This window comes from Streptomyces sp. SID5643 (genome assembly GCF_009872555.1).
Taxonomy (GTDB): domain Bacteria; phylum Actinomycetota; class Actinomycetes; order Streptomycetales; family Streptomycetaceae; genus Streptomyces; species Streptomyces iakyrus.
In genome coordinates this window covers 17,899-33,398 of sequence record NZ_WWIC01000172.1, presented here as the reverse complement: position 1 = coordinate 33,398, position 15,500 = coordinate 17,899, and the positions used below count along the sequence as shown (strand labels likewise).

19 protein-coding genes are annotated in these 15,500 nt (G+C 71.3%); 13 read left to right on the top strand and 6 right to left on the bottom strand.

The genetic code is table 11. The features are described from left to right. On the top strand, positions 1–830 hold an 830-nt coding region (locus GTY56_RS20655; RefSeq protein ID WP_161366836.1), incomplete at its 5' end, for an FUSC family protein. Then, entirely contained in the window at positions 827–1,501 is a 675-nt protein-coding gene (locus tag GTY56_RS20650) for a MarR family winged helix-turn-helix transcriptional regulator (RefSeq protein WP_161366835.1), read from the top strand. The genes GTY56_RS20655 and GTY56_RS20650, both read left to right, overlap by 4 nt. Before the next feature lie 56 nt (positions 1,502–1,557). Here the strand turns inward: GTY56_RS20650 and GTY56_RS20645 are convergent, their stop codons facing one another. Beyond that, on the bottom strand, positions 1,558–2,319 hold the full coding sequence (locus GTY56_RS20645; RefSeq protein WP_161366834.1) for a VOC family protein: 762 nt from the start codon (positions 2,317–2,319) through the stop codon (positions 1,558–1,560). A 185-nt stretch (positions 2,320–2,504) separates the two neighbouring features. Between GTY56_RS20645 and GTY56_RS20640 the strand changes: the two genes are divergently transcribed. Next, positions 2,505–3,440 (top strand): N-acetyltransferase, encoded by a 936-nt coding sequence (locus GTY56_RS20640; RefSeq protein WP_161366833.1) that lies wholly within the window; start codon positions 2,505–2,507, stop codon positions 3,438–3,440. Here the strand turns inward: GTY56_RS20640 and GTY56_RS20635 are convergent. Then, positions 3,422–3,814: a VOC family protein gene (locus GTY56_RS20635; protein ID WP_161366832.1), complete on the bottom strand. Its 393-nt coding sequence runs from the start codon at positions 3,812–3,814 to the stop codon at positions 3,422–3,424. The genes GTY56_RS20640 and GTY56_RS20635 overlap by 19 nt on opposite strands. Positions 3,815–3,884: 70 nt before the next feature. Between GTY56_RS20635 and GTY56_RS20630 the strand changes: the two genes are divergently transcribed. Continuing rightward, positions 3,885–4,430, top strand: a complete 546-nt coding sequence (locus GTY56_RS20630; RefSeq protein WP_161366831.1) for a GNAT family N-acetyltransferase — start codon at positions 3,885–3,887, stop codon at positions 4,428–4,430. Between the two features lie 3 nt (positions 4,431–4,433). Here GTY56_RS20630 and GTY56_RS20625 read toward each other — a convergent pair whose 3' ends face one another. Continuing rightward, positions 4,434–5,117, bottom strand: a complete 684-nt coding sequence (locus tag GTY56_RS20625) for a glycerophosphodiester phosphodiesterase (RefSeq protein ID WP_161366830.1) — start codon at positions 5,115–5,117, stop codon at positions 4,434–4,436. Positions 5,118–5,366: 249 nt separating this feature from the next. On the opposite strand from GTY56_RS20625, the gene GTY56_RS20620 reads away from it, so the two are divergent. The 5 genes from GTY56_RS20620 to GTY56_RS20600 all read left to right on the top strand — a co-directional run bounded on the left by GTY56_RS20620 (position 5,367) and on the right by GTY56_RS20600 (position 9,975). Then, positions 5,367–6,764, top strand: a complete 1,398-nt coding sequence (locus GTY56_RS20620; protein ID WP_161366829.1) for a DUF6421 family protein — start codon at positions 5,367–5,369, stop codon at positions 6,762–6,764. A gap of 41 nt (positions 6,765–6,805) precedes the next feature. Next, the gene (locus GTY56_RS20615) at positions 6,806–7,552 is read left to right on the top strand and encodes an SDR family NAD(P)-dependent oxidoreductase (protein WP_161366838.1); all 747 of its coding nucleotides are present in this window, start codon (positions 6,806–6,808) and stop codon (positions 7,550–7,552) included. Then, positions 7,549–8,619, top strand: a complete 1,071-nt coding sequence (locus tag GTY56_RS20610) for a beta-eliminating lyase-related protein (protein ID WP_161366828.1) — start codon at positions 7,549–7,551, stop codon at positions 8,617–8,619. Before GTY56_RS20615 ends, GTY56_RS20610 begins: the two co-directional genes overlap by 4 nt. A 69-nt stretch (positions 8,620–8,688) precedes the next feature. Next, positions 8,689–9,261, top strand: a complete 573-nt coding sequence (locus tag GTY56_RS20605; RefSeq protein WP_161366827.1) for a transglutaminase domain-containing protein — start codon at positions 8,689–8,691, stop codon at positions 9,259–9,261. A gap of 12 nt (positions 9,262–9,273) precedes the next feature. Beyond that, positions 9,274–9,975 carry a B3/B4 domain-containing protein gene (locus tag GTY56_RS20600; protein ID WP_161366826.1) on the top strand — a complete coding sequence of 234 codons (702 nt, stop codon included), beginning with the start codon at positions 9,274–9,276 and terminating at the stop codon, positions 9,973–9,975. Positions 9,976–9,993: 18 nt separating this feature from the next. On the opposite strand, the gene GTY56_RS20595 is transcribed toward GTY56_RS20600, so the two are convergent. Then, positions 9,994–10,722, bottom strand: coding sequence for a lysophospholipid acyltransferase family protein (locus GTY56_RS20595; protein ID WP_033307110.1), 729 nt, complete (start codon positions 10,720–10,722; stop codon positions 9,994–9,996). A gap of 187 nt (positions 10,723–10,909) precedes the next feature. Next, complete coding sequence (locus GTY56_RS20590; RefSeq protein ID WP_161366825.1) at positions 10,910–11,326, bottom strand: DUF4395 domain-containing protein; 417 nt, start codon at positions 11,324–11,326, stop codon at positions 10,910–10,912. Between the two features lie 78 nt (positions 11,327–11,404). Here GTY56_RS20590 and GTY56_RS20585 point away from each other — a divergent pair, with 78 nt between their 5' ends. The 4 genes from GTY56_RS20585 (at position 11,405) to GTY56_RS20570 (ending at position 14,418) form a co-directional block, all read left to right on the top strand. After that, entirely contained in the window at positions 11,405–11,818 is a 414-nt protein-coding gene (locus GTY56_RS20585) for a thioredoxin family protein (RefSeq protein WP_161366837.1), read from the top strand. Between the two features lie 83 nt (positions 11,819–11,901). Next, complete coding sequence (locus GTY56_RS20580) at positions 11,902–12,393, top strand: flavin reductase family protein (RefSeq protein WP_161366824.1); 492 nt, start codon at positions 11,902–11,904, stop codon at positions 12,391–12,393. Positions 12,394–12,614: 221 nt separating this feature from the next. Continuing rightward, complete coding sequence (locus tag GTY56_RS20575; RefSeq protein WP_161366823.1) at positions 12,615–13,403, top strand: electron transfer flavoprotein subunit beta/FixA family protein; 789 nt, start codon at positions 12,615–12,617, stop codon at positions 13,401–13,403. Between the two features lie 52 nt (positions 13,404–13,455). Beyond that, positions 13,456–14,418, top strand: a complete 963-nt coding sequence (locus GTY56_RS20570) for an electron transfer flavoprotein subunit alpha/FixB family protein (RefSeq protein WP_161366822.1) — start codon at positions 13,456–13,458, stop codon at positions 14,416–14,418. A 55-nt stretch (positions 14,419–14,473) separates the two neighbouring features. On the opposite strand, the gene GTY56_RS20565 is transcribed toward GTY56_RS20570, so the two are convergent. After that, positions 14,474–15,379, bottom strand: a complete 906-nt coding sequence (locus GTY56_RS20565) for an endonuclease/exonuclease/phosphatase family protein (RefSeq protein WP_161366821.1) — start codon at positions 15,377–15,379, stop codon at positions 14,474–14,476. Between the last annotated feature and the right edge of the window lie 121 nt (positions 15,380–15,500).

The following is a 15,500-nucleotide window of genomic DNA, read 5'->3' as shown; positions in this document are numbered from 1 at the left end:
GAGCGGCGGGCGCGGCCGCCGACGAACTGCTCGGAGTGGACACCGCCCGGCCCCTGCGGGCGCGGCTCGGCCCGCCGGCCCCCCTCGCGGTGCGCACCGCCCTCGGCTGCGCGCTCGCCGGCTACGCCTCGCTCGCTCTCGGGATCGGCCGCCCCTACTGGGCGCTGGTCACCGCCGCCTCGCTCTACCAGGCGAACCTCACTCTGACCTGGAGCCGGGCCGTCCAGCGGGTGGTGGGCAACGCCGTCGGCGTGCTCGTCTTCCTGGCCGTCGTGCCGCTCGCGCACCTCGGGCCGGTGGCGCTCGTGCTGTGCTGCCTCGCGTTCAGCTTCGGCGCGGAGCTGCTGATCAGCCGCAACTACTGGCTCGGCAGCGTCTGCGTGACGCCGATGGCCCTGCTCATCACGGAGTTCGCCGGCCACCAGGAGCCCGGAACGCTGATGACGGAGCGGGTCGTGGACACCGTCGTCGGCGCGCTGGTCGGGCTCGTCGCCGCCCTGGCCGTCACCAACCGACGCGCGGGCGCCCGCGTCGAACGGGCGCTGACCGCCGCCGACCGGGCCCGCGGCCACGCCGCCCGCCTCCTGGCCGGGCCGGACCCCGGCCACGCTGCCCTGGAATCCGCCCGCCGCGGCCTCGCCGTCGCCCTGGCCGAGCTGCGCGCAGCGGCCGACGCCGCCGCCGGTGAATGGTGGCAGCGGGCCCTGCCCCAGGAGCGGGTCGTGCTCGCCGAACAGGCCGGACACCGTACGCTCGCCGCGACGGCCCGACGCCAGGGACTGCTCCCGGACCGGGACCCGGCCACCGAAACGGAGGACGCACGGCCATGACGCCGACCGAAGGACCATCGCCCACGGGGAGCGACGCGGGACCGGCCCCGCAGCCGGGGACCGGGGCAGAGCCGGTGGCGCAGGGGCGGACGGCCGACGAGGAGGTGACAGCCGGAGGGAGCGCGGTCGAGGGCGCGTCCGGGGAGGACCTCCCGGACGGCGGGCGCCGGGGCGACACCGTCGCCGCCGTCGTCCGGCAGTGGCAGACCGTGCACCCCGGGCTCGACACCGGGCCGATGGAGATCATCGGTCGGATCAACCGCTGCGCCGCCCTGCTCCAGCAGGCCGAGGACGCTCCGCTGCGCCGGGCCGGACTCAGCCGGCCCGAGTTCGATCTGCTGGGTGCGCTGCGGCGTACCGGGCACGAACTGACGCCGGGGGACCTGGCCAGGGAAACCTTCTCCTCGGGCGCGGCCGTCACCAAACGCCTGAAGCAGCTGACCGAGCGGGGCCTGGTCGAACGACGCGGCGACACCCGTGACCGCAGGGTCGTCCACCTCCGCCTCACCGACGCCGGGCGCGACCTCGTCGACGCGATCCTGCCCGTCCAGCTCGCCTACGAGACGGCGGTGCTGTCCGGCGTGGACGGGCCCGAGCAGGGTGAACTCGCCGCTTTGCTGGGGGAGTTGCTCGGCCAGCTGGAGGGGCGACTCGGCGTCCTGCGGGCCTGAGCGCCTCCGAGGCCGGCAGTGGCGGTGCCGCCGGAACAAGGCACCACGACGCCGGCTCAGCCCTCGTCGGCCGCCCGGTACACGCCGAACACAGCCCCCTGCGGGTCCCGCAGCACCGCGATGCGCGGGCCGTCGGGCACGGAGGTGGGCACCATCAGGACCGTGCCGTGCCGCTGGACGACGGCGGTCGTGTCGTCGACGTCGGCCACGGCGAAGTACGGCAGCCAGTGCGCCGGCACCTCGGGCGGGAACTTCTCGTCCATCGTCACCATGCCGCCGAAGTCGGCACCGCCCACGCCCCACTGGGTGTAGCGGTCCGACGGGGCGACCGTCCAGCCGAACACCCGCGTGTAGAAGGAGACGGCCCCCTCCGGGTCCCGCGTCATCAGCTCCACCCAGCCCAGCGAACCGGGCGCGTTGAACAGCCCCGCACCCGGGAAGGTCCCCGCCTGCCACAGCTGGAAGACGGCACCGCCCGGATCGGCGGCCACCGCGAACCGCCCCACGTCGAACACGTCCGTCGGGCCGAACAGCAGTGTCCCGCCCGCCTCCGTCACCGCACGGACGGTGGCGTCCGCATCGGTCACCGCGAACGACACGTTCCACGCGACCGGCTGCGACGGCTGGTACAGCGGGGCGAGCGCGGCGACGGCCGCGTCCCCCAGGTGCGCCACGGTGTAGCCGCCCGCCTCCTGACGTGCGTCCGTCTCGGGCCGCCAGCCGAACAGCCGCGTGTAGAACCGCCGGGCCGCCTCCAGGTCACTGGTCCCCAGCTCGGTCCAGCAGGGACCGCCGGTCACCGGTGCGTCGAGCTTCATGGCGTTCCTTCCGCGAGCGGCGGGGACCTCGCCCCCGAGGGCCCCCTCCAGCACGCTAAGCCGCCCGCGGGGCTCCCTGCCATCCGGGGAAACCCGGTGGTGTGCCGCAGCGGCCGCGGCGTACCCTCACCCCGTACCGCACCGCGTGGCGGCCTCCCGCTCCTTCAGCCTGCCCGGAGGTACCCATGCCCGCGCCCGAGGTGCGTCCCTTCCGCAAGACCGACCGCGACCAGCTGACCGACCTGGTCAACATGCACGTCGCGGCCGTCGTCCCCGGCGTCTCCGTCTCCGTGAACACCGTCCTCGGCGACCTGGAGCGGCGGCCAGGCGAGTTCATCACCGACCCGTGGGTGGCCGAGCGGACGACGCTCGTCGCCGAGCAGCGCCGGCACGTCGTCGCCGCGGCCCACCTGCTGCGCTACCGCGCCGACGCCGAGGTCGGGGAGAGCTATCGGGAGGCCGCCGAGATCAACTGGTTCGTCCACCGCCCGGCGACGCCCCTCTGGCCGGACGCCCAGCCGGCGGCGGACCTGCTGATGCGGGCGTGCCTCGCACAGCTGACCCGCTGGAACGCCCGCGTCCGGTACGCCGACGGCACACTGCCCGCCCCGCTCGTCTACGGCCTGCCCCGCAACTGGCCGCACATCCGGGCCCTCTACGAACGCGCGGGGTTCCGGCACACCGGAGACACCGAGGTCATCCTGATCGCCCGGGTGGCCGACCTGCCGGCCCACGAACCCCGGCCGGGTGTCACGGCCGAGCGCACGCTGGGGGAGTGCGGCACCCGCTTCACGGCCCGGGCCGGGGGCAGGACACTCGGCTTCATCGAGATCGACACCGCCCTGGCCCGCCCGGAACGCCACACGCGCGCCTCCGGCCTCGCCGACATCGGCAACCTGCACATCGACCCGGCGGAGCACGGCACCGGCCTGGAGCACTGGCTGCTCGCCCGGGCCGCGGACTGGCTCCGGCTGTGCGGCGTGGACCGGCTCGTCGCCTACGAACCCGCCGAGGGCAGCGCCACCACCGCCTCCCTGACCTCTGCGGGCTTTCGCGAACTCACCCGCACCGAGCGGGGCTGGGAACACCGCCCGGGCCGGGCTCAGATGCCGGGGCGGTAGCGGATGGGATGGTCCGCCGGCACCTCCACCAGCACGATCGGCGTCCCGTCGGGATCCGCGATCCACATCTCGACCAGCCCCCAGGGCTCCTTCACCGGCGGCCGCACGATCTCCACACCCTTCGACCGCAGCTCCTCCTGCGCCGCTGCCACGTCGTCGACCTGGAGCCACAGCCGTACGGCGGGCGCCTGGGCCGTCTCGGACCGCCCCGAGACCTCCAGGAAGCCGCCGCCCAGGAAGAAGACGGTGCCCCGCTCGGCTCCCGTGCCGAACTCGCGGTACACGGCGAGGCCCAGTTGCTCGCCGTAGAAGGCACGCGACCGCTCGGGGTCGGTGGGGCGGAGCAGGATCCGGCTGCTGAGTACTTGCACCATGCAGCGGAGCCTAGTGGTGGCGTTACGCTCATCCCTGCCCAGCCTCGCAGCCGCAAGGAGACGTACGCCCATGGAGACCGCCGCCACCGCACCGACCTTCCGCCATGCCACCGACGCCGACGTGGACGAGCTGGTCGCGCTGATCGAGTCGGCGTACCGGGGCGACGACAGCAGGGCCGGCTGGACCACCGAGGCGGACATCCTCGAAGGGCAGCGCACCGACCCCGAGGGGGTACTGGAGGTCATCAAGTCGCCCGAGAGCCGGCTCCTCACGGTGGAGCAGGAGGGCAGGATCGTCGCCTGCTGCCAGCTGGAGCGCCAGGGCGAGCACGCCTACTTCGGGATGTTCGCCGTCAGCCCCCGGCTCCAGGGCGCGGGCCTCGGCAAGGTGATCCTCGCGGAGGCGGAGCGGCAGGCCCGCGAGACCTGGGGCGTGCGGGAGATGCAGATGACCGTGATCTCCGTGCGCGACGACCTCATCGCCTGGTACGAGCGGCGCGGCTACCGCCGTACGGGACGGATGACCCCGTTCCCGTACGGCGACGAGCGCTTCGGTGTTCCGCAGCGCGACGACCTTCAGTTCGAGCTGCTGGTCAAGGAACTCGCCCAGCTCTGACCGCTACGCCGTGAAACGGCCCGTGCGCTTGATGTCCGGGTGGTCGGTGGTCGCGCCGTCCAGACCGAACGCCCGGACGAGCCGCAGCTGGTCCTGCGTGTTCACCACCCAGCCGATGATCCTCAGGTCGGCCTTGCGGGCCCGCTCCACGATCTCCAGGGTCAGCCGGCGGATGTTCAGGCAGACGGTCTCGGCGCCGGCCTGGACGGCGCGGTCCACGATGTCGGTGCCGTAGCGGCTGGCGATCAGCGCGGTGCGCACCCCCGGCACCAGGGGCTTGATCTCGGCGATCGCCTCGTCGTGGAACGAGGACACCTCCACGCGGCCCGCCAGCCCGCGCTCGTTCATCACCCCGGCCAGGGCCCGCGCCGCCTGCGCGTCCTTGATCTCCGCCTGGAGCGGCGACTGCACGGCCTCCAGGACCTCCTCGAAGACCGGGACCCGCTCGCCCCGGCCCGCGTCCAGGGCCCGCAGCTCGGCGAGGGTCTTCTCGGCGATCGGGCCGGTGCCGTCGGTCGTGCGGTCCACATCCGTGTCGTGCATGACGACGAGCGCGCCGTCCTTGCTCAGGTGCAGATCGAGCTCGATGGCGTCCAGGCCCGCCTCCTGGGCGGCGACGAAGGACCGGAGGGTGTTCTCGGGTTCCACACCCATGACTCCGCGGTGACCGATGGTGAGGAAGTTCAAGACGCGACTCTCTTCCGTCGACAGGCGGCACTGGGGGCCTGACGGCCCCTCCGACCGTATCGCCTGGACCTGCCCTGTGCAGAGAGTGAGGGCATGGTTGCTGCACATCCGGGCAGAAGCGTGACCGACAGGAAAAAGTGCGGTGAAGCACAGGGTCGGGCAGGATAATTTCCCGGGTTCACCCTTGCTGGGAGGAACCTCGTGTGTATACGGTCTGCATACGTGAGATTCTCCCGTGGAAGGTGGGACATGACGGAAATTCTTGTGCAGGTGGGTTCGGAGGAAGTTCTTCCTCCCGTGGCCAGGGTGGTCGAGCACCCTGCATGGCCCGTGCTCAAGGATGCCGTGGAGCGGATCCGGCCATGGCAGTCCAAGGACGGGTCGATCGACTTCGACGCCGAGGGCGCGCCCGACCCGGCCGACGCCGAGCTCGCGGTCCGCCGGGTCGCCGATGCCGTCCTGGAGCTCTCCCCGCTGCTCCCGCACGACGGCGCCTACCACGAGGCCCTGGTCAAGGACCTGACCCGGTGGGCCGACAGCGGCTTCCAGGTGCCCGACTTCCTCGACTCGCTGCTGGCCTTCCAGCCCGCCGCGAACCGCGCGGACGGCCTCCAGCACCTCGTCGTCTTCCCGATGTACACCCAGAACGGCAACCCGGACCGCAACCTCGAAGCGGTCGTGCTGCGCATGGTCTGGCCCGACTGGCTGGCCGAGCTGGAGCGCACCCGCTACGACAACCCGCTGTTCTGCGGCATCAAGTTCGAGGACTTCACCTCCGGCTACGACACCAACTCGGCCGTCCTGTTCCCCGAGACCATCGCCGTGCGCGAGGCCCCGGAGCGGTTCACCTGGGGCGGCATCTTCTGCGACCGCGAGGCCGCCCGCTTCCGCCGCGTGACCGACGCCGCCGTCGACATCCTGGGCCTGGAGCTGCCCGAGGACGTCGCCGCGATGGTTCACGACCAGAAGCGCTGCGAGGAGGCGTTCGTCCTGTGGGACATGGTCCACGACCGCACCCACAGCCACGGCGACCTGCCCTTCGACCCGTTCATGATCAAGCAGCGCCAGCCGTTCTGGATGTACGGCCTGGAGGAGCTGCGCTGTGACCTCACGGCCTTCAAGGAGGCCGTGAAGCTGGCCGGGGAAGGCGTTCCGCAGGCCCGTGACGTGCAGGTCGCGGTCCTCTTCGACCGCATGTTCCGCTTCCCGGTCACCGGCGAGCGGGTGCGCAACTACGACGGCCTCGGCGGCCAGCTCCTCTTCGCGTACCTGCACAAGCACGACGTAGTCCGCTGGACCGACAACAAGCTCACCATCGACTGGGAGCGCGCCCCGCAGGTCACCAACCAGCTGTGCGCCGAGATCGAGGACCTGTACCGCGACGGCATCGACCGCCCGAAGCTGGTCCACTGGTTCGCCGGCTACGAACTGGTCTCCACGTACCTCTCCCCGCACCCGGGCTCCAAGTGGGCCAAGGGCCCCGACGCCCTGGACACGACGCAGCCGCCGCGGAAACTCGTCGATGACGTGCTTCCGGACGAGTTTCCGCTGAGCATGTTCTATGAGGCATTGTCCAAGAAGCTGAAGAACGTGATCGCCTCCACCAAGGGCATCACGGCGGACGGCGCCGAGCGGATCGCCGCGTGAGCGATCGGCGTACCGGGAACACTGCTCAGGAGGCGAAGATCATGGGGAACGGGGCGCTCAGCGGTGCGGTGATCGCGGTGGCCGGAGCGGGCGGGCCCGCCGGCCGGGCCGCACTGCTCAGGCTGGCCGAGGCGGGTGCGACGGTCATCGGGTCGGACAACGACCCGGAGCGGCTGGCGGAGGCGGTGGACGCGGCGAGCTTCGCGTCCGGCGGCGCCACCGTCACCGGTGACACGGTCGATCTGCTGGACCTGGGGGCGACCCGCGACTGGGCCACCCGGATCGAGAAGGACTTCGGCCGCGTCGACGGCCTGGTCCACCTCGTCGGTGGCTGGCGCGGCAGCGAGACCTTCACCCGGACCAGCCTCGACGACTGGGACTTCCTGGAGATGCTGCTGGTCCGCACGGTGCAGCACACCTCTCTCGCGTTCCACGAGGCGCTTCAGCGCAGCGACCGCGGCCGGTACGTGCTGATCAGCGCCGCCGGCGCCACCAAGCCCACCGCGGGCAACGCCGCCTACGCGGCCGGCAAGGCGGCGGCCGAGGCGTGGACGCTGGCCATGGCGGACTACTTCCGCAAGGCCGGGGGCGCCGGGGGGCCGACGTCGGCTGCTGCGATCCTGGTGGTGAAGGCGCTGGTCCACGACGCCATGCGCGCCGACCGGCCCAACGCGAAGTTCGCCGGCTTCACCGACGTCAAGGACCTGGCCGAGGCCATCACCACGGTCTGGGAGAAGCCCGCCGCCGAAGTGAACGGAAACCGTCTGTGGCTCACCGAGAAGCCGTGAACCCGCCGAAGACCGACGCCCGTCGTCATCACGACCCGGAGGTCCGCGGTTTCGCCAGCGACAACTACGCCGGAGCCCACCCGGAGGTCCTCGCCGCCCTGGCCCTGGCCAACGGCGGGCACCAGGTCGCGTACGGCGAGGACGCCTACACCGGCAACCTCCAGCAGGTGATCCGCAGCCACTTCGGGCCGACGGCAGAGGCGTTCCCGGTCTTCAACGGCACCGGCGCGAACGTCGTCGCGCTCCAGGCGGTCACCGACCGCTGGGGAGCGGTGATCTGCGCGGAGAGCGCGCACATCAACGTCGACGAGTGCGGGGCCCCGGAGCGGGTCGGCGGCCTGAAGCTGCTGACCGTCCCGGCACCCGACGGCAAGCTCACGCCCGAGCTGATCGACCGGCAGGCGTACGGCTGGGACGACGAGCACCGGGCCATGCCGCAGGTCGTCTCCATCGCCCAGGCCACCGAGCTGGGCACGGTCTACACGCCGGAGGAGATACGCTCCCTGTGCGAGCACGCCCACGCGCACGGCATGAAGGTGCACCTGGACGGCTCCCGGCTGGCCAATGCCGCCGCCACCCTGAACGTCCCGATGCGGACGCTCACCAACGCCGCGGGCGTCGACATCCTCTCCCTGGGCGGTACGAAGAACGGCGCCCTGTTCGGCGAGGCCGTCGTGGTCATCAACCAGGACGCCGTCAGCCACATGAAGCACCTGCGCAAGCTGTCCATGCAGCTCGCCTCCAAGATGCGCTTCGTGTCGGTGCAGCTGGAGGCCCTGCTCGCCCGGGACCTGTGGCTGCGCAACGCCGGGCACGCCAACGAGATGGCCCAGCGGCTCGCCGAGGGCGTGCGGGCCGTGCACGGCGTGGAGATCCTCTACCCGGTGCAGGCCAACGCGGTCTTCGCCCGCCTGCCCCACGACGTGGGCGAGCGCCTCCAGAAGCGGTTCCGCTTCTACTTCTGGGACGAGGCCGCGGGCGACGTCCGCTGGATGTGCGCTTTCGACACGACCGAGGACGACGTGGACGCCTTCCTGGCGGCGCTGAAGGAGGAGATGGCCCGCTAAGGTGCATAGGTATACGGTAGAGCGTAAATGAATTGACGAGGGTGCGGCCTCTCCTTACGCTCTGCCGTCATGCAGCTGATCCAGCAGACGCCCGACCTCTCCGCCTATCTGGACGCCGACGAGGCGATCGACCACCACCATCCGCTCGTGCGGACAACGGCGGCGAAGCTCGCCGACAGGGTGGCCGACTCGTATGACTATGCGCGGGCGGCTTTCGAGTTCGTCCGCGACACCATCCCGCACTCGCAGGATTCCGGTGATCTCCGCGTCACGTGGCGCGCCTCCGACGTCCTGGAGCAGCGCACCGGCATCTGCTACGCCAAGGCCCACGCGCTGGCCGCCCTGCTCCGGGCCGAGGACATCCCCACCGCGCTCTGTTACCAGAAGTTCGACGTGGTGCACGGGCTGGTCGCCGTGCGGTTCGACGGCGCGTGGCACCGGCAGGACCCGCGGGGCAACAAGCCCGGCGTCGACGCCCAGTTCTGCCTCGACGGTGAGCGGCTGGCCTTCACGCCCGACCTCGCGGCCAATGAAATGGACTACCCGGTCTTGTATGCTGCACCGCATCCGGTCGTGCTCGACACGCTCACGGCAGCGCGCGACCGACCTCACCTGTGGCAGACGCTCCCGACCGCACTCTGAGGCAAGGCGACCATGACGCTCACCCTGACCGTGTCCGATGACGTACGCGCCCTCGCCCCCGGTTTCACGCACGTCGCGATCGAGGCGCACGGCCTGGTCAACGGCCCGAGCAGTGAAGCCGGTTCGGCCCTGCTGGACGACGCGGCGCGCCGGCTCGCCCTACGCCTGGACGGCCGCGCCCCGCACGAGGACCCGCACATGGCCGCCTGGCGCGAGACCTACACGGCGTTCGGCTCCAAGCCGTCCCGCACCCGCAACTCCGCGGAAGCCCTGGCCAAGCGGGCCCTCTCGGACGCCGGGCTGCCCCGCATCAACCTGCTGGTGGACCTCTACAACGCCGTCTCCGTCGCCCATCTGATCCCCGTCGGCGGCGAGGACATCGACCGCATCGAGGGCGGCATGCGGCTGATCCGCGCCACGGGGGAGGAGGACTTCGTGACCGTCGCCGGGGGAGAGGAGGCCGTCGAGCACCCCGACGCGGGCGAAGTCGTGTGGCGCGACGACGCGGGCGTGACCTGCCGCCGCTGGAACTGGCGCCAGGGCCCGCGCACCCGGCTCACCGAGCGGACGACGTCCGGCATCTTCCTGCTGGAGAGCCTGGCACCGATGCCGGTGGCCGAGGTGACGGCGGCCGCCGCGGAGCTCGCCGAGCTGCTGGCGAAGTTCAGCCCGGGGACGGACATCGCGGTCCGCGCTCCGGAGCCCTCCGCCTGAGTGCCGGCCGGGCGGGCGTCAGTGCGCCTCGGCGGCCCGCACCTGCTCCGGCGTGGGCGCCGTGCCGCCGAGGTGGGCCGGCATCCACCAGGTGTCGTCCGGGCCCTTCGGGCGGACGGGGTAGGCGCGCTGGGCGGCCTCCAGGAGCTCCTGGACGCGCTCGCGCAGCTGGCGCGTGATGGCTCCCGCGTACTTGTCGCGGGAGGCCTCGATCGCCTCGCCCACCCGAATGGTGATGGGGATGTGGCTGCGCTTGAAGTTGCGCGGCTGGCCCTTCGTCCACAGTCGCTGCGTGCCCCACACCGCCATCGGGATCAGCGGGACGCCGGCCTCCTGGGCCAGGCGCGCGGCGCCCGACTTGAAGCTCTTCAGCGTGAACGACTGCGAGATCGTCGCCTCCGGGAACACCCCGACGATCTCGCCCGACCGCAGCGAGTCCAGGGCGTGCGCGTAGGCCGCCTCGCCCTGCTTGCGGTCCACGGGAATGTGCTTCATCCCGCGCATGAGGGGACCGGAGATGCGGTGCCGGAAGACCGACTCCTTCGCCATGAAACGCACGAGACGTTTCTGCGGCAGCGCCGCCAGACCGTCGAAGACGAAGTCGAGGTAACTGATGTGGTTGCTCACCAGCACGGCGCCGCCCGAGCGCGGGATGTTCTCCGAACCCTGGAGGTCGATCTTGAGATCCCACACCTTGAACAGCGTGCGGGCGAAACCGACGACGGGACGGTAGACGAGCTCTGCCATGGGCGGGCCGGCCCCTTCCTGCTCTGCCTGGGAAGGGATTCCCAGTGGAAAGTTACGCAGCCGTAGGTTTACGGCTTGTCGCAGATGGTGCCCCAAGAACGGCCGGGTAGCCAGTCCTCGTGCCCGTCGTCGGCGAGATTCTCGTCACGTCGCCCGCCCCTTCCCACCTCGTGCTTTTGCGCGCCCATTACTCCGCGCGGACCGTCACCCGCCGCACGAGCAGGTACAACTCGCACCCCAGGCAGTACCCGAACGCAGCATTGAGGAAGGCGGCGGCCAGCGCGGCGCCGGTCGCCGCCAGTCCCAGCCAGCCGGGACCCAGGGTGTAGCCGACCAGCCCCAGTCCGGCGAAAATCAACCCCACCACCTGGGCGAAACGCGGCGGTTCGGGCGCCTCGAACTCCGTCGGCGGCCCCAGGCGCGGCCGTACGGCCTTGGCGAACAGCAGGCCGTACGGGGAGCGTCCGACCCCGGCCGCCGCGCCGAGCAGGAACGCCAGCGTCTGCCAGGCCAGCAGCCAGGCGCTCCCGGTGACCAGCACGACCGCCAGGACGGCGGCCGTGACGGCCGCGCCGAAACGCGGCCCTCTCACATCGATGTCCATGGGAACCAAGCATTCCGCACAGCGGCCGGGTGGCGGGGCCGGGAATCTTTGCGGTCTCGTGAACGCTTGCAGCAGGTGATGACCGGACTGGTGGTGTGCGTGGCGGTGCTCGCGGCGGCGAGCGCCTACGGAGTGCTGCTGCGGCGGCGGAGCGGGAGAGTGAGGGTGCGCGGGCGCGACGACGGCAAGCGGCTCGATGCGGCGGACCTGGGAGCGGAGCTCGGCGAGCGGGCCATGCTCGTGCAGTTCTCCAGCGCGTTCTGCGCGCCCTGCCGGGCGACCCGGCGGGTCCTCGGCGAGGTCGCCGGCCTGGTCCCGGGTGTGACCCACGTCGAGATCGACGCCGAGGCCCACCTCGACCTCGTACGGCGGCTGGACATCCTCAAGACCCCGACCGTGCTGGTCCTGGACGGCGACGGCCGGGTGGTGCGGCGGGCCACCGGGCAGCCGCGCAAGGCCGACGTGATCGCCGCGCTGGGGGAGGCGGTATGAGGGGTGGGGCGCCGTCCGTGAGTCATCTCCCACATCACGGAACGAACTTGACTGCGCATACCAGTTATCGTCAGCCTGACCGCATGCCTGCGGACCTCCTCGCCACGCCCGACCTCCTGCGCTCGGTCTTCCGGCGGCACGCGGCGGGAGTCGCCGTCGTCACCGCTCGTGGCGAGGCGGGCCCGGTGGGCTTCACCGCGACCTCCCTGACGTCCGTCTCCGCCGAACCGCCCCTGCTGTCCTTCGGGGTGGGAACCGGGTCCTCCAGCTGGCCCGCGATCGCGGCGGCGGACCACGTCGGTGTCCACATCCTCGGAGAGCACCAGCAGGAACTGGCCGCCACCTTCGCGCGCAGCGGCGCCGACCGCTTCGGCCCGCCCACCGCCTGGCGGGAAGGGCCGAAGGGTGTTCCCATTCTCGACGGTGTGCTCGCCTGGCTGGTGGGCCGGGTCGTCGCACGCGTGCCCGCCGGGGACCACCGGATCGTGCTCGCCGAGGTCGTGGCCGGCGATCCCACGGGCACCGGCCGCCCGCTCCTCTACCACCAGGGACGTTTCCAGCGTCTGGGCGACTGAGCAGGGCGCGCCCCCCGGCTGCGTGACCGTCGAGTTCCGGTTACGCTGCGTTGCGAAGGTCACAGTTCAAAGCGCTTGCTTAGCGGGAACGAACTGGGTGTACTGACGAGTAATATTTCGCTCGGGGCGTGGCTTCGCCCCGACCGGGATCGGACGCTAGAGGCGCCTATGCTGCCTGCAAGTAGGCAGCATGGAAATGACGATGCAGTAGGAGAGCCGGCGTGAGCTTGAGGATCGTTGTCACTGTGAAGTACGTGCCCGACGCCACTGGCGACCGGCACTTCGCCGATGACCTGACCGTCGACCGGGACGACGTGGACGGTCTGCTCTCCGAGCTCGACGAGTACGCGGTCGAGCAGGCGCTGCAGATCTCCGAGAACTCCGACGACGACGTGGAGATCACCGTTCTGACGGTGGGCCCTGAGGACGCCAAGGACGCCCTGCGCAAGGCGCTGTCCATGGGCGCGGACAAGGCGATCCACGTCGAGGACGACGACATCCACGGCACCGATGCCATCGGCACCTCCCTGGTCCTGGCCAAGGCGATCGAGAAGGCCGGCTACGACCTCGTCATCTCCGGCATGGCCTCCACCGACGGCACCATGGGCGTCGTGCCCGCGCTGCTCGCCGAGCGCCTGGGCGTCCCGCAGGTCACCCTGCTCTCCGAGGTCTCCGTCGAGGGCGGCACGGTCAAGGGCCGCCGCGACGGCGACGCCGCCTCCGAGAACCTGGAGGCCTCCCTCCCGGCGGTCGTGTCGGTGACCGACCAGTCGGGCGAGGCCCGTTACCCGTCCTTCAAGGGCATCATGGCCGCCAAGAAGAAGCCGGTGGAGTCCTGGGACCTGTCCGACCTCGACATCGACGCCGAGGAGGTCGGCCTGGAGGGCGCCTACACCACGGTCGACGGCGCGGCCGAGCGTCCGGCCCGCACCGCGGGCACGATCGTCAAGGACGAGGGCGAGGGCGGCAAGCAGCTCGCTGAGTTCCTCGCGGGCCAGAAGTTCATCTGAGCCCCTTCGCTGACCGCCCCTCATCTTTCGCAAGCAGGAGAGAAGAAGTCCCATGGCTGAAGTTCTCGTCTACGTCGACCACGTGGACGGCGCCGTCCGCAAGCCCACCCTGGAGCTGCTGACCCTCGCCCGCCGCATCGGCGAGCCCGTCGCCGTCGCGCTCGGCAACGGCGCCGGCGACACCGCCGCCGCCCTCGCCGAGCACGGCGCGGTCAAGGTCCTCACGCACGAGGCCGCCGAGTACGCCGACTACCTGGTCGTACCGAAGGTCGACGCCCTCCAGGCCGCCCACGAGGCCGTGTCCCCGGTCGCCGTGCTGGTGCCGTCCTCCGCCGAGGGCAAGGAGATCGCCGCCCGTCTGGCGCTGCGTCTGGGCTCCGGCATCATCACCGACGCCGTCGACCTGGAGGCCGGCGACGAGGGCCCCGTGGCCACGCAGTCGGTGTTCGCCGCGTCCTTCACCACCAAGTCCCGTGTCTCCAAGGGCACCCCGGTCATCACGGTCAAGCCCAACAGCGCCGCCGTCGAGGCCGCCCCGGCCGCCGGTGCGGTCGAGGCCCTGTCGGTGACCTTCTCCGCCCAGGCCACCGGCACCAAGGTCACCGGCCGTACGCCGCGTGAGTCGACGGGCCGTCCGGAGCTGACCGAGGCCGCGATCGTGGTCTCCGGTGGCCGTGGCGTCAACGGCGCGGAGAACTTCGCGATCATCGAGGCGCTCGCCGACTCGCTCGGTGCCGCTGTCGGTGCCTCGCGTGCCGCGGTGGACGCCGGCTGGTACCCGCACACCAACCAGGTCGGCCAGACCGGCAAGTCCGTCTCGCCGCAGCTGTACATCGCCAACGGCATCTCCGGTGCGATCCAGCACCGCGCCGGTATGCAGACCTCGAAGACGATCGTGGCGATCAACAAGGACGCCGAGGCCCCGATCTTCGACCTCGTCGACTACGGCGTCGTCGGCGACCTCTTCGACGTCGTCCCGGCCCTGACCGAGGAGATCAAGACCCGCAAGGGCTGATCGATTCCGGCTGGGAGGCCCCCGTGACCGCGCGAACGGTCACGGGGGCCTCTTCTCATCCCAGGGTCATCGAGGCCTGCACCGGCAGATGGTCGCTCGGATACGTCCCGTCCCTGCTGAAGGTGTTCATCCCGGCCCAGTGCGTGGTCACCCCGGGCGTGGTGAGGATCCAGTCGATGCGCCGTCCGCCGGGCTTGAGCCTCCGGTAGCCGTGGTGCGTCCCGTACGCCGGGCCCCGCGTGGCCGCCGCGTCCCAGGTGTCCACCAGCCCGATGTCCAGCATGAGGTCGTACACCCGGTTGTCGTGGGCGGCCGCGTTGAAGTCGCCGGTGACGATGACCGGTGCCGACCGGTCCCACCCGGCGATCGTCTCGCCGATGAGCTCCGCCGAGCGTTCCCGGGCGTACTGGCTGACGCTGTCGAGGTGGGTGTTGAGGACGTAGAACTCCCGTCCCCCGTCGGCGCGATCGGCGAACCGGACCCAGGTCACCATGCGCAGCCAGTCCGCGCCCCAGGTGTTCGAGGCGATCGTGTACGGGGTGTCTGACAGCCAGAAGTGATCGAACTCGATCGGTTCGAGTCTGCGCGTGTCGTAGAAGACCGCCATGAACTCGTCCTTGCTGCCGCCCCCGCGTCCGGTGCCGATCCAGTCGTGATGCCCGCCGAGATCCTCCTCGATCGCGCGCACCTGCCGGTACAGCCCTTCCTGGGTGCCGATGAGGTGCGGTGGATCGCGGCGCAGCAGTTCCCGCATCACCGGCCGGCGCACGTCCCAGCGCGGTGTCGTGTCGACGACGGTCCCGAAGCGGACGTTGAACGTCATGACGTTCAGGGCGCCCGGGTGCTCGCCGGCGGAAGCGGGCGGTGTGGGGCCCGCGGTGGTGAGCAGCGGTCCGGCGATGACGGCCGCCGCCGCTGCCTTGAGCCCGTGGCGGCGCGTCACTCCGACCTCGTTGGGCACGTGGTCTCCCTCCCCTTGCGCGTCAGGATGAAGCTTGCCTGCTGAATACGGAAGATGAGGGCGGGTCCGCGGTGATCATGGGGGAAGGATGGGGAATCCCACCGCACGACGGTGTTGACCA

Bases quoted from the DNA above. Each gene is read 5' to 3' on its own strand.
- GTY56_RS20650 (WP_161366835.1), top strand. From the start codon at position 827: ATGACGCCGACCGAAGGACCATCGCCCACGGGGAGCGACGCGGGACCG.
- GTY56_RS20645 (WP_161366834.1), bottom strand. From the start codon at position 2,319: ATGAAGCTCGACGCACCGGTGACCGGCGGTCCCTGCTGGACCGAGCTG.
- GTY56_RS20640 (WP_161366833.1), top strand. From the start codon at position 2,505: ATGCCCGCGCCCGAGGTGCGTCCCTTCCGCAAGACCGACCGCGACCAG.
- GTY56_RS20635 (WP_161366832.1), bottom strand. From the start codon at position 3,814: ATGGTGCAAGTACTCAGCAGCCGGATCCTGCTCCGCCCCACCGACCCC.
- GTY56_RS20630 (WP_161366831.1), top strand. From the start codon at position 3,885: ATGGAGACCGCCGCCACCGCACCGACCTTCCGCCATGCCACCGACGCC.
- GTY56_RS20620 (WP_161366829.1), top strand. From the start codon at position 5,367: ATGACGGAAATTCTTGTGCAGGTGGGTTCGGAGGAAGTTCTTCCTCCC.
- GTY56_RS20615 (WP_161366838.1), top strand. From the start codon at position 6,806: ATGGGGAACGGGGCGCTCAGCGGTGCGGTGATCGCGGTGGCCGGAGCG.
- GTY56_RS20605 (WP_161366827.1), top strand. From the start codon at position 8,689: ATGCAGCTGATCCAGCAGACGCCCGACCTCTCCGCCTATCTGGACGCC.
- GTY56_RS20600 (WP_161366826.1), top strand. From the start codon at position 9,274: ATGACGCTCACCCTGACCGTGTCCGATGACGTACGCGCCCTCGCCCCC.
- GTY56_RS20595 (WP_033307110.1), bottom strand. From the start codon at position 10,722: ATGGCAGAGCTCGTCTACCGTCCCGTCGTCGGTTTCGCCCGCACGCTG.
- GTY56_RS20590 (WP_161366825.1), bottom strand. From the start codon at position 11,326: ATGGACATCGATGTGAGAGGGCCGCGTTTCGGCGCGGCCGTCACGGCC.
- GTY56_RS20585 (WP_161366837.1), top strand. From the start codon at position 11,405: ATGACCGGACTGGTGGTGTGCGTGGCGGTGCTCGCGGCGGCGAGCGCC.
- GTY56_RS20580 (WP_161366824.1), top strand. From the start codon at position 11,902: ATGCCTGCGGACCTCCTCGCCACGCCCGACCTCCTGCGCTCGGTCTTC.
- GTY56_RS20570 (WP_161366822.1), top strand. From the start codon at position 13,456: ATGGCTGAAGTTCTCGTCTACGTCGACCACGTGGACGGCGCCGTCCGC.